The organism is Clostridium sp. CM038, from assembly GCF_055081105.1.
Map to the genome: position 1 here is coordinate 1,368,865 of NZ_CM143651.1, position 13,120 is coordinate 1,381,984.

At 32.7% G+C, this 13,120-nt stretch carries 12 protein-coding genes; 11 read left to right on the forward strand and 1 reads right to left on the reverse strand.

Annotated elements, in window-relative coordinates:
• Positions 1-164: 164 nt before the first annotated feature.
• The 9 genes from ACWJKS_RS06240 to ACWJKS_RS06280 all read left to right on the forward strand — a co-directional run bounded on the left by ACWJKS_RS06240 (position 165) and on the right by ACWJKS_RS06280 (position 9,193).
• Entirely contained in the window at positions 165-1,430 is a 1,266-nt protein-coding gene (locus ACWJKS_RS06240; protein WP_462960739.1) for a PTS sugar transporter subunit IIC, read from the forward strand.
• 95 nt (positions 1,431-1,525) lie between these two features.
• The gene (locus ACWJKS_RS06245; protein WP_165413807.1) at positions 1,526-1,825 is read left to right on the forward strand and encodes a PTS sugar transporter subunit IIB; all 300 of its coding nucleotides are present in this window, start codon (positions 1,526-1,528) and stop codon (positions 1,823-1,825) included.
• Between the two features lie 50 nt (positions 1,826-1,875).
• Complete coding sequence (locus ACWJKS_RS06250; protein WP_165413808.1) at positions 1,876-2,184, forward strand: PTS lactose/cellobiose transporter subunit IIA; 309 nt, start codon at positions 1,876-1,878, stop codon at positions 2,182-2,184.
• A gap of 16 nt (positions 2,185-2,200) precedes the next feature.
• Entirely contained in the window at positions 2,201-3,511 is a 1,311-nt protein-coding gene (locus tag ACWJKS_RS06255) for a 6-phospho-beta-glucosidase (RefSeq protein WP_165413809.1), read from the forward strand.
• A 49-nt stretch (positions 3,512-3,560) separates the two neighbouring features.
• Positions 3,561-4,649: a DUF871 domain-containing protein gene (locus ACWJKS_RS06260; protein WP_462960740.1), complete on the forward strand. Its 1,089-nt coding sequence runs from the start codon at positions 3,561-3,563 to the stop codon at positions 4,647-4,649.
• Between the two features lie 169 nt (positions 4,650-4,818).
• On the forward strand, positions 4,819-5,913 hold the full coding sequence (locus tag ACWJKS_RS06265; protein ID WP_462960741.1) for a radical SAM protein: 1,095 nt from the start codon (positions 4,819-4,821) through the stop codon (positions 5,911-5,913).
• 53 nt (positions 5,914-5,966) lie between these two features.
• Positions 5,967-6,785 carry a DUF4037 domain-containing protein gene (locus tag ACWJKS_RS06270; protein WP_462960742.1) on the forward strand — a complete coding sequence of 273 codons (819 nt, stop codon included), beginning with the start codon at positions 5,967-5,969 and terminating at the stop codon, positions 6,783-6,785.
• Between the two features lie 162 nt (positions 6,786-6,947).
• Positions 6,948-7,313, forward strand: coding sequence for a hypothetical protein (locus ACWJKS_RS06275; RefSeq protein ID WP_220287089.1), 366 nt, complete (start codon positions 6,948-6,950; stop codon positions 7,311-7,313).
• A 221-nt stretch (positions 7,314-7,534) separates the two neighbouring features.
• Entirely contained in the window at positions 7,535-9,193 is a 1,659-nt protein-coding gene (locus ACWJKS_RS06280) for an oleate hydratase (RefSeq protein WP_462960743.1), read from the forward strand.
• A gap of 143 nt (positions 9,194-9,336) precedes the next feature.
• On the opposite strand, the gene dhaS is transcribed toward ACWJKS_RS06280, so the two are convergent.
• Positions 9,337-9,891 (reverse strand): dihydroxyacetone kinase transcriptional activator DhaS, encoded by a 555-nt coding sequence (dhaS, locus tag ACWJKS_RS06285; RefSeq protein ID WP_216302954.1) that lies wholly within the window; start codon positions 9,889-9,891, stop codon positions 9,337-9,339.
• Positions 9,892-10,094: 203 nt separating this feature from the next.
• On the opposite strand from dhaS, the gene ACWJKS_RS06290 reads away from it, so the two are divergent.
• The gene (locus ACWJKS_RS06290; RefSeq protein ID WP_462960744.1) at positions 10,095-11,822 is read left to right on the forward strand and encodes an oleate hydratase; all 1,728 of its coding nucleotides are present in this window, start codon (positions 10,095-10,097) and stop codon (positions 11,820-11,822) included.
• A gap of 216 nt (positions 11,823-12,038) precedes the next feature.
• Positions 12,039-13,100, forward strand: coding sequence for an IS30 family transposase (locus tag ACWJKS_RS06295; RefSeq protein WP_462959495.1), 1,062 nt, complete (start codon positions 12,039-12,041; stop codon positions 13,098-13,100).
• The last annotated feature ends 20 nt before the right edge of the window (positions 13,101-13,120 follow it).

Consider the following 13,120-nt stretch of genomic DNA (forward strand, 5'->3'; position numbering starts at 1 on the left):
TCATATGTGTATTTACTCATTATTAATATAAATACACATAGATACACATAAATAAATGTTGCTATAAGTCTTAAGATATAAGGATTCTAAAGATAAAATAGTTTTGGCACAATACTTGCTCTATAAAAGAGTGTAAGAGGAAATATTTAAAAGGAGGTATTGGATTGGAAAAATTTATGTTTTTCTTTCAAGAAAAATTTGTTCCACCAATGATTAAGATTGGAGAGCAAAGACATCTTAAGGCTATACGAAATGGTTTATCAGTCACAATTCCTTTCATAATATTAGGTAGTATATTTCTAATAGTGGGCAATTTACCTTTTCCATGGTGGGCGAGTTTTATAGGTGATTTTGCAGCTAAGTTAAATGCCCCAGTTAATACAACATTTGGTATTCTATCTTTACTAGCAACGGCTGGTATAGGTTATAATTTGGCTAAAGATTATAAGTTAGATCCTATAAGTGGTTCCATATTATCTATAGTTGGTTTTATGTTAACTCAAATGACAAAGGATTATGGTCTCGACATAACAAATTTCGGTGCAACAGGATTATTTACAGCAATAATAATTGCATTGATAGCTGTTGAAATATTAAGGTTCTTCGTCAAGCATGATTTTGTTGTTAAATTGCCCAGTGGAGTGCCACCGGCTATTGCAAACTCTTTTGCATCTCTGATTCCAGGTGGAGCAGTTATATTATTAGTATGGTTAATAAGAGTTGTTTTAGGGTTTGATATAACATCATTTTTGGAAATTGTATTCAGCCCGCTGGTATTCGCACTTAATACACTACCAGGAATTTTGGTATTAGTAATATTCATTTGCCTTCTTTGGACTGTGGGGATACATGGGGATGTTGTTATGGGAAGTATTTCAACACCGATATTCCTTCAATATATAGTCGCAAATACTCAAGCTTATGCACATCATCAACCGATACCATATATTACTGCTGAAGGCTTTTATTCAATGTTTTTATGTATAGGTGGTACTGGTTCGGTTATGGCAGTTGTCTTTCTATCATTAGCCTCAAAAAGTAAAGTTTATAAAGCATTTGGAAAATTGGCATTCCCATCATCAATATTTGAAATAAGCGAGCCGGTGGCTTTCGGATTTCCGATAGTTTTTAACCCATTTATGTTTATACCATTTATATTAACACCCGTGATATTAACAATTTCTACTTATTCCTTAATGTACTTTAATATAATTGGAAGACCGATAGCTTTGGTTCCTTGGACGATGCCACCAATAATTGGGCCATTCTTAGTAACAGGTGGAGATTGGAAGGCTGCAGTCTGGTCAATTATATCAATAGGAATATCTGTTATAATTTATTATCCATTCTTTAAAGTAGCAGAAAAACAGCAATTGAAAAATGAAAAAGAGGAGGATGTTGTTGAAGTAACTGAAATAGCTAATATGTAATATTTAGAAACTGCAGGAACTAGAACTATCTTAATCATATGGTGTAAGCTATAGAATTTTTACAAAATTTATTTATAGAAAATGGAGGGTAAAAGATGAAAATAATATTAATGTGTGCAGCAGGTATGTCAACCAGTCTTCTTGTTACAAAGATGGAGGATTACACAAAAAAAATTAACAGGGATGATATTCAAATAAGTGCTAGATCAGTTGAAGATTTAGATGAATTTGTAGATGATTATGATATATTTTTACTTGGGCCACAGGTAAGGTATAAAGAAATATGGGTTAAAAGTATAGTTGAACCTAAAGGTAAAAAATTTGCTAATATTCCACCACAGGTTTATGGCAGGTTTGATGGTAAAAAAACTTTAGAATTAGCATTTAGTTTATAGTAATTATAAGTGGTTTTAAATAAAGATTGAGAAATACCAGGAGGCGAAATATGAACTTAGAAGAAATTATATTTAAAATAATTAGCCATGCAGGAATTGCACGTTCTATGTGTTTTGAAGCTTTATATTTGGCTCGTGAAGGTGAGTTTTCTAAGGCTGAGGGGCTTATTAAACAAGCCAAAGATGAGTTAATTGAAACACATGAAATTCAAAATTCTATGATTCAAAAAGAGGCAAAAGGAGAAAAACAAGAAATTAGTCTTCTACTAGTACATGCAGAAGACCATTTAATGACTGCAATGCTGGCAAAAGATTTAATAAGCGAAATGATTGAGATGTACAAGCGAAACTATAAATAATTAGGAGATGGGTTTTGTGACAAAAAGAGGACTCAAAATTGCTACGATAGGTGGTGGTTCAAGCTATACTCCAGAATTAATAGAGGGTTTTATAAAAAGGTACGAGGAGCTTCCAATCAAGGATATATATTTAGTTGATGTTGAAGAGGGTAGGGAAAAGCTTGAGATAGTTGGAGCCCTAGCTATAAGGATGGTAGAAAAAGCTGGTATAGATATGAAAATCCATTTAACTTTTGATAGAAGAGAGGCTATAAAAGATGCTGATTTTGTTACTACACAGTTTAGAGTTGGATTTTTAGATGCTCGAATTAGAGATGAGCGAATACCACTTAAGCACGGAATTATAGGTCAGGAAACAACAGGCGCTGGTGGATTTGCAAAGTCTCAAAGAACTATCCCTGTCATTTTGGATATTTGTAAGGATATTGAAGAGTTGGCACCAGAGGCATGGCTGATAAATTTTACAAACCCATCAGGAATTATAACTGAAGCCGTGCTAAAATATACAAAAATAAAGTGCATAGGACTATGCAATGGACCCATTAACATGGAATTTCAAGTTGCGAAAACGTTTAATGTACCAAAGGAATATGTTTATATAGATTTTGTTGGATTAAACCATTTATTATATGGAAGAAAAATATTTGTTAAAGGTAAAGATGTTACTAATGACTTTATTGAAATGACTATTAAAGGAAAACAACAAGGTTTAAAGAATATTCCAGAGATATCATTTGAACCGGAATTTGCACGTTCTTTAGGAATGTTTCCAATAGATTATTTAAAGTATTATTATATGAGTGATAAAATGCTTGAGGAAGCCGCAATAGCAGCTGCAGATGGAAGAACAAGAGGAGAGGAAGTTAAAAAAATAGAAAAAGAACTTTTTGAACTTTATAAGGATCCTAATTTAAGTATTAAGCCTCCTCAATTAGAAAAAAGAGGCGGAGCATATTATTCAGATGCTGCATGTTCTATCATAAACTCTATTTATAATGATAAGAGAGATTTGCACGTGGCAAACGTAATGAATAATGGTACATTATTAGATTTACCAGACAATGTTGTTATTGAAAGAAATGTTATAGTTAATGGTAATGGTGCATACCCTATAAGTGGAGGACATCTGCCAGTCAAGATAAGGGGGTTAGTTCAATTAGTAAAGGCCTATGAAGAGCTTACCGTGGAAGCGGGAGTAACTGGAGACTATGGGACAGCACTTCAGGCATTAGCTATTCATCCATTAGTAACATCAGCATCAGCAGCTAAAAAAGTATTAGATGATATAATAGATGCTAATAAAAAATACTTGCCGCAATATAAATAAAATAAAGGCTTATTAATGAAAAATTCCTTATGGAAAGAGGAGATAAATAATGAGACAATTGGGGATTTCAATATATCCAAGCCATGCTAGTTTAGAAGAAAACATAGCATATTTAAAGCTTGCACATAAATATGGTTTTAAAAGAGTATTCACATGCCTTTTATCAATAGAAGGTGATAAAGACAAGATAGTTAAAGGATTTAAAGATATTATAGTTGAAGCAAATAAATTGGGTATGGAAGTAATTGCAGATGTTAATCCTAGGGTCTTTGGAGAATTGGGAATAAATTATGATGATTTATCTTTTCTTAATGATTTACACGTTTACGGAATAAGGCTTGATATTGGATTTAGCGGACTTGAAGAATCAATTATGACATTTAACTCTTATGGACTTAATATTGAAATAAACATGAGTAGCGGAGGCAAGTACCTTGAAAATATAATGAGTTATAAACCAAATACAGAAAAACTTTTAGGATGTCATAACTTCTACGCACATAGATATTCAGGTTTGAATTATGAACATTTTATACAGTGTACAAAACAATTTAAACAATTTGGAATAAGAACAGCAGCGTTTGTGTCTTCTAAGTATGCTACATTTGGTCCTTGGCCAGTAAATGAAGGTCTATGTACTTTAGAAGCACATAGGGATCTACCTTCTAAAGTACAAGCAATGCATTTATTTGCAACTGGACTTATTGATGATGTAATTGTAGCTAATGCTTTTGCTTCTGAAAAAGAACTTAAGGATTTAAGTGAAATTAACAAAGAAAAACTAACTTTTGATGCAATACTTGTAGACAGCATTCCAGAAATTGAGAAGAAAATAGTATTAGAAGAATTTCACTTTAATAGAGGGGATGTATCAGACTATTTAATTAGGTCTACTCAAAGCAGAGCAAAATATAAGGGTCATGAATTTATACCATTTAATTCCCCAGATATAAAGAGAGGGGATTTACTTATAGATACATCACTTTATGGTAACTATGCGGGAGAATTTCAAATTGCACTAAAAGACATGAAAAATTCAGGAAAAACCAATGTGGTAGGAAGAATTATAAAAGAAGAGTTGTTTCTATTATGCTACATAGAGGCTTGGCAAAAGTTTGCCATAATAGAAGACAAGTAAGTTTGAGAAGGGATGTTTGCAATTGAACTCGATACACCAATTTAAGGTAATTATGGTATAATTAAATAGGAATTTTGTGTCGTAATACTTGAAAATGATGATTACATAAAGCTTGTAAAACAGTTTGATAGACAAATATAAAGTAATTATAGCTGTAGGAGATGAAGGAATGAATAGTAATTTCAATTTATCTGAATATATGAATAATGGCATTGAAAATGTTGTAAGGGGGATATTAAAGGCATCCTTTAAAAATACAAAAGAAACAGCATTTGTATTAAAATATGTATTATCAAGTAGGGAAGCAAAAAAGAAGAGAGGGAGATTTGAAAGAAAAGGAGAAAATGTTCCTGCATTTTTGATTTCTAGCATAACCAGTAGATGTAACCTGTTTTGTAAAGGTTGCTATGCAAGGGAATTTAACTCCTGTGGAGAAGGAGTACAAAAACAACAGTTGTCTACCGAAAGATGGGAAAGTATTTTTATGGAAGCTAGGGAGATTGGAATTTCTTTTATACTGCTTGCAGGTGGAGAACCTTTAATGAGAAAAGATGTTATAGAAAAAGCAGCAAAGGTGAAAGAGATTATGTTTCCTATATTCACCAATGGTGTAATGCTCCAGGAAGAGTATATAAAGCTATTACATGAAAATAGAAATCTTGTACCTATACTTAGCATTGAAGGAGATATGGAGCAGACAGATGGTAGGCGAGGGGAAGGAACTTATGAAGTTTTAATGAATGTAATGGACAAACTTAAGGAAAAAGGTATTTTGTTTGGGGCTTCTGCTACGGTGACAACTGAAAATTTCATGACTGTCTCCAGTAAAGCTTTTTTTGACAAGCTATACAATAAAGGCTGTAGGGCATTAGTTTTTGTAGAATACGTGCCCGTGACAAAAGAAACATGGAAGCTTGCACCTACTGAGAATGAGCGCAAAAAATTGGAATGTGAGCAGCACAAACTTAGAAAGCACTATGAAGATGCTATTTTTCTATCCTTTCCTGGTGATGAGAAATACTCAGGGGGATGTCTTGCAGCTGGAAGAGGCTTCTTCCACATTAATGTAGATGGTTCAGCAGAACCCTGTCCTTTCTCACCTTATTCTGATACAAACTTAAAGGAATGTACTTTAAGAGAGGCTCTGAAGTCGCCACTATTTACAAAACTTAATGAAACAGGAATGCTGATTGGAGAACATGCGGGTGGTTGCCTTCTTTTTGAGAAAGAAAAGGAAGTGAAAGAATTAATTAATAGCGGTTAATAAATTTAAAACATATATACGCAAATTTAATAATGAAAAGGAGTGAATTTTTTATGAATATTAATGCAAATGTAAGGTCACTGGTTAATGCTTTCTCAAAAATAGAAGAAGTGGAGGGCATCTTATTAGCTGGATCACACGCAACAAAAACTAATGATAAAGATTCGGATTATGATATATACATTTATACATCTAAGGAAATACCAATATTAAAGAGAAAGGTAATTACTGATAAATATTGTAGTTACATGGAACTAAATAATACCTTTTGGGAAACCGAAGATGATGGATTTCTAAAAGAAGGTAATATCCCAGTAGAAATTATATATAGAGACTTAGATTGGATTGATGGTTTATTAAATAGAAACTTAGTAAAATGTGAAGCAGATGCAGGATATACAACTTGCTTTTGGGCTAACTTCATAAATTCGATTATACTGTATGATAAAAATGGTGATTTAAATAAGCTGAAACAGAAATATGAGATAGGATATCCTTATGAATTAAAGAAAAACATAATAAAAAAGAACTATCCACTACTAAAGCTTCAAATGCCTTCATATTATTATCAAATAGAGAAGGCTTTAAAAAGAAATGATTTTATTAGTGTAAATCATAGAGTAGCAGCATTGTTTGCAAGTTATTTTGATATTATATTTGCAATAAATGAAATGCCGCATCCAGGTGAGAAAAAAATTCTTAAGATCATAAAAGATAATAATTTAAGAGTGCCTACAGATATGGGAATAAACGTTAATAATATTTTAAAGTATTCAGCAGTAAATGATATAACAATATTATTAGAAATAGATTTATTGATTGATAAATTAGATATATTGCTAAAGAATGAGGGGATACCATATGGTAGATAGTTCTTATTAACAACCCCTTCGACGAATCAAGATTGAAAGTGAAATATCATTATTTTGAAACTTCCATAGAGTTGGATTTTAGCTAGCATTTTATAAACTATATTAGTTGAAATAAAATCTGAATTTTGAAAAATAAGAAATATGAATGCAGAGGTGAATGATTTGTCATGTAAATCTAAATATGCTTTGATTATTGTAAGTTTAGTTTTAGTAGGGATTTTTTTTATGTATGGTAGTGTAAATTCTAAGAATAAAAATCCTAAAACTATACTTCCTGAAACTACTGGGGTAGAGACTTTTAGTGGCGTTGTAAAAAATATTGAAACTATTGAAAACATTGTTTTTATAGTTGTCGGTAAAGATAGTAAAGAAACAGTTTATTATACAAGCACAGGTAGGGCTGTTGCAAAGGAAGTTTTAAAGCTCAAGGTTGGTGATAATGTGGATTTAAAATATGCACGTGGAGCTCCCAAAAAATATAAAGAAGTAATTGCAATGCCACTATTAAATATTAAAGTTATAGAATAAACTAATTTTTAATTTCTATTTACTATACACTATAAGACATATGTATGTTTTTTAGACAGTTTTACAAATTTGATTATATACAATCCTTTCGTTTGAATTTATATTGTACCTATAGCAAGTTAACCAAGTGCATGCAAGTGTTGCACTTGGTTAACGTGATAAATACAAAATTGACCTAGGCTTATGGCTTATGCATAATTTTTCAAATGGAGGGGTTTAAAATGAGATTTAATTTTGATCAAACTATTGATGTAGAAAAAACAAATGCTTATATGGTTGGTGCTGGACTTGCATCACTTTCTGCTGCGGTATTTTTAATTAGAGATGGACATGTTCCAGGAAAAAACATTCATATATATGAAGAATTAAACATCACAGGTGGGAGCATGGATGGAAGTGGTGATGCTGAGAATGGTTATGTAATTCGTGGTGGAAGAATGTTTGATAGGGAAGCTTATGCTTGTACTTTTGGAGTAATGGAAAGCATTCCTTCATTAACTGATCCTAAAGTTTCAATACTTGATGAATTTAATGCTTTTAATAAAAAAATTCACACCCATGCAAAAGCTAGATTAATAGATAATGATGCTAAAATAACTGATGTATCAGCTTTGGGACTTGTTCGCGCTGATAGAATGGCATTAATGGATATAATGATTAATTCTGAAGATTCTTTGGGAACAAAAACTATTAGAGAATGTTTCCCAGAACCATTTTTTAAATCAAACTTCTGGCTTCAATGGACTACACTCTTTGCATTTGAAACTTGGCACAGTGCTAAAGAATTAAAGAGATATCTTCATAGATTTATTCAAGAATTACCACGTCTAAGTGATTTATCTGGAATACGTCGTACACCATATAATCAATATGATTCAATGTTATTACCTATGACAAAATGGTTAGAGACGCAAGGGGTTAATTTTGAATTAGATTGCAGAGTAACTGATTTTGAATTTAAACCATCAGATACTGAAACTACGGTTACAGCATTCAAATGTGAAAAAAACGGGAAAGAAACTAGAATAGAAGTGGGTGAGGGAGACCTTGCATTTGCTACTATCGGTTCTTTAACAGCGGGTACTAGCCTTGGTTCAATGACTACACCAGCAAAGATTAACGACAAAAGTGTAGGTGGAGCATGGGATCTTTGGGAGAAAATTGCTAAGGGACGTCCTGAGTTTGGTAAACCTCAAGTCTTTGATGAACGTGTTGAAGAATCAATGTGGCAGTCTTTCACAGTTACTCTTAAAGACCCAACAATGTATAAAAGAATAATAGAATTCTCAGGAAATCAACCAGGAACTGGTGCTCATATGACATTTAGAGATTCTGCATGGCTCATGACAATAGTTGTACACAATCAACCACATTTTCTTAATCAACCTGATAACATACAAACTTTCTGGGGTTATTCTTTGTTCCCATATGCAAAAGGTGATTTCATAAAGAAGAGGATGGTGGATTGTACTGGTGAGGAAATATTAACTGAGGTATTATATCACCTAAACTTTAAAGAGGATATGGAGAAGATTCTTAAAACGTCTATTTGTATACCTTGTATACTACCTTTTACAACAGCACAATTTTTAACTAGAGAAAAGGGCGATAGACCACAAGTTATTCCAGAAGGTTCAACTAATTTAGCATTACTTGGACAGTTTTGTGAAATAGAAGATGATGTAGTATTTACTATGGATTATTCTGTAAGAGGCGCACAAACTGCTGTTTATAAATTCCTAAATCTAAATAAAAGAGTTACACCTATTTATAAAGGACAGCATGATGTTCGTGTACTAATTAATTCTGCCCTTGAAATGATGAAGGATGATAACTTAAGTAAAGAAATAAATGCACTTAAATCTATGATATTGAAATAAGCTAATGACAGTTCAGCTTCGAAGAAGATGAATAGCACCGAAGGTGATAAATAGCACCGAAGGTGATAAATAGCACCGAAGGTGATAATTAACGGGACGGTTGTCCATTTTTCTATAAAAAGAAGATTGGACAACCGTCCTCATTAATGTCTAGATAAAGCACCAAGCATGCTGCCTTCAACCACATTTCGCATCTTTTCTACCATGATTTGAGGTGAGTCTTTCATGCCGGTTTTAATCCACTGAACGATTATACCTACAAAAGCATGGGTATAAAAATCAGCAATAAACTTTTTGTCCATATCAGGAACATTCATGCCTAAGGATACATCATTAACAATCCCCATAATAAGTTCGCAACTAAAGTCAAAGAAATATCCATTAAAAGCATTTTGACCAGGTGTGTTAAGCGCATTAATATAAAAGGAATTATTATTCATTAGGTAGCACAAGGTTCTATACATACCATCAGTCCAATTTTCATAACGATTGCAGTTAGCGATGCATTCTGTAACTTCAGTGTAATAAATCCAATTCACAAGATCGAATTTATCTTTAAAATGATAATAAAATGTTTGTCTATTAAGTCTACAATTGTCTGCAATGTTTTGAATTGAAATCTTTGACAAAGGAACTGTTTTCATTAATTGTTTTAAGGATAAAGCAAGGGCCTTTTCTGTTATTATTGATTCAGACATAATAATCACCTACAAAAACTAGTTTTAATAGTAATTATACACCATAAATATGGATTTTTTGTAGATAGTTCTATAATAGAAAATTAAATTTCACGTGTTTTTTAGACAAACACTCAAAAGTGTGTAAATACAATTAACGTTACTAGGTTTATAATAATAGATAAGATATTTATTATTAACGGGACAAAATGGAGGGAAATTTTATGAGTAAAAAATCAAGCAAAAATGGTATGAACGTATTACTTACGTTAGGTGCAATAGCTGGTGCGGCTGCTGTAGCAACTATTAGTGCAAAGAAGTTTAAAAATAATTCTAAAACAACGATAGATTTATCAGAAAATAGAAATAATGAAGATAGACAAGTTTATTTTATTGGTGGAGGGTTAGCTTCCTTAGCTGGTGCTGCTTATCTTGTACGAGATTGTAACTTTAAAGGAGAAAATATTCATATTATTGAAGGAATGAAAATCTTAGGAGGCAGTAACGATGGTGCAGGAGATGCCATAAATGGTTATGTATGCCGTGGCGGTAGAATGTTAAATGAAGAAACCTATGAGAATTTTTGGGAATTGTTTTCAGGTATACCATCCCTAGATATGCCGGGTAAAAGCGTTAAAGAAGAAATTCTTAATTTTGATCATTTACACCCAACACATGCACAGGCACGGTTAATTGATAAAGATGGAGTAATTCTAGATGTGACTAGTATGGGCTTTAATAATTCCGATCGTATGGCTCTTGGAAAACTTATGATTACTTCAGGAGAAAAATTAGATAATAAGACTATTGAGGAATGGTTTAGTCATACGCCACATTTCTTTGAAACTAATTTTTGGTATATGTGGCAAACAACCTTTGCTTTCCAAAAATGGTCCAGTCTTTTTGAGTTTAAGCGTTACATGGAACGTATGATTTTTGAATTTTCTCGTATTGAAACTTTAGAGGGGGTTACACGTACTCAGTACAATCAATATGAGTCTGTTATTCTTCCATTAAAAGCTTACTTAGATAACTTTGGAGTTGATTTTAGTATAAATGCAACTGTAACTGATTTAGATTTCAAATCAGGAGATGAAATTACAGTAACGGCTATGCATATAGAAGAAAAAGAAGTTGAAAGGGTTATTCAGTTAAACCCTAGAGACGTTTGCATTATGACAAATGGATGCATGACTGACTGCGCAACTCTTGGTGATATGTACACACCTGCAGAATATAATCCAAGCAAACCAATATCTGGTGAACTTTGGGCGAAAATAGCTAAAAAGAAAAGAGGTCTTGGAAATCCAGAACCCTTCTTTGGACATGCAAATGAAACTAATTGGGAAAGCTTTACCGTGACTTGTAAGGGTAATAAATTGTTAAACCTAATTGAAAAATTCTCCACTAATATTCCAGGTAGTGGCGCATTAATGACATTTAAGGATTCTAATTGGTTAATGAGCATAGTTGTTGCAGCTCAACCACACTTTAAAAATCAGCCCATTGATACAACTATGTTCTGGGGCTATAGCATATATACTGATAAAGTTGGTGATTTTGTAAAGAAATCAATGCGTGATTGTACAGGTGAGGAAATGCTAATAGAACTTCTACACCACATGCATATGGAAGACAAGCAAGAGGAAATTATGGACACTATAATTAATGTTATTCCATGTATGATGCCGTATGTAGATGCTCAGTTCCAGCCTCGGAAGATGACTGATCGTCCAAGTGTTGTGCCAGAATGCTCAACAAATTTCGCTATGATTAGCCAGTTCGTTGAAATTCCAGAAGATATGGTATTTACAGAAGAATATTCTGTACGCGCAGCAAGAATTGCGATATACACGTTATTTGATGTAAAAGATAAAACTATTTGTCCAGTAACTCCTTATAGAAAGAATACGAGGATATTAAAAGAAGCATTAAAAACTTCATTTAGATAAAAAATTCGGAAATATAAGTAGGGTTGCTTTTGCAAATCTATTTATATTTTTTTGAGCGGGTAAAATTAAGTTCTATCTGTTACATTCTTTATTGATTCCTTTCAAAAGGTAAGTTGTATAATGAAATGACCGAAGAGTAACAAAAAATAAAGACTCAAGAGAAATACTCTTGTATAATGTTAAGTGACTAAACCAACATATACGGGAGGATTTCAAATGAGTCAATTAGATTTTATCACACAGAGCAGAAAAGGTAAACACATAACATACGAGGAACGCATAAAGTTAGAAGCTTTACACAAAATGGGACTTAATTCAACTCGTATTGCGGAGCAAATAGGTGGGCGTTCAGAACGTACAATAAGGCGTGAAATTGCTAAAGGAATTGTAGAACTATTGAATAGTGACTTAACCACTCGAATGGAATATAGCGCAGAAATTGGGCAGTCAGAGCATGACAAACAAGGTGCCGCTAAAGGTCCTGCATTAAAAATAGGAAAAGATCACAAATTGGTGAGGTACTTAGAAAAAGCTATTGGTATAGATGGCGAATCTCCGTATGCAGCTATTCAAAATATCACAAATAAAGATCTACAATTTGAAACAACTATTTGCTTCAAAACTGTGTATAACTATTTGGATAATAATTTGTTTTTAAATATAAGTAACAAAGATCTGCCTGTTAAAAAGAATGCTAAAAAGAGAAACTATAAAAAAATAAGATCAGCGTATAACAATACCAAAGGAACTAGCATATCGGAGAGACCTGCAGCGGTAGCTGCACGTGATGAGATAGGCCATTGGGAAATGGACACTGTAGTTGGCAAACAGGGTACAAAAACTGTCTTAATGGTGTTAAGTGAAAGAGTAACTCGTAAGGAGTTAGTCTTTAAAATACCATCTAAATCACAGGCGGCTGTCGTGAAAGAATTGGACAAATTGGAGCGTAAAATGGGAATGTTATTCTCAAAAACATTTAAAACAATCACCTGTGATAACGGCTGTGAGAACCTTGATTTCGAGGGTATTGAGAACTCAGTAAGAAATAAACGAAAGAGAACTAAAGTGTATTATGCTCACCCATATAGTTCATGGGAGCGAGGCACAAACGAAAATATCAATAAAATGATACGACGATTTATCCCAAAAGGTGTGGATATTTCAGCATTCTCTAAAAAACAAATTATGCAAATACAGCACTGGATCAACAATTATCCAAGAAGGATTTTCAACGGTTTATCTGCCAATATGATGGAACAGAAAACCATTACAACTTAACATTATATTTTTCTTCAAAA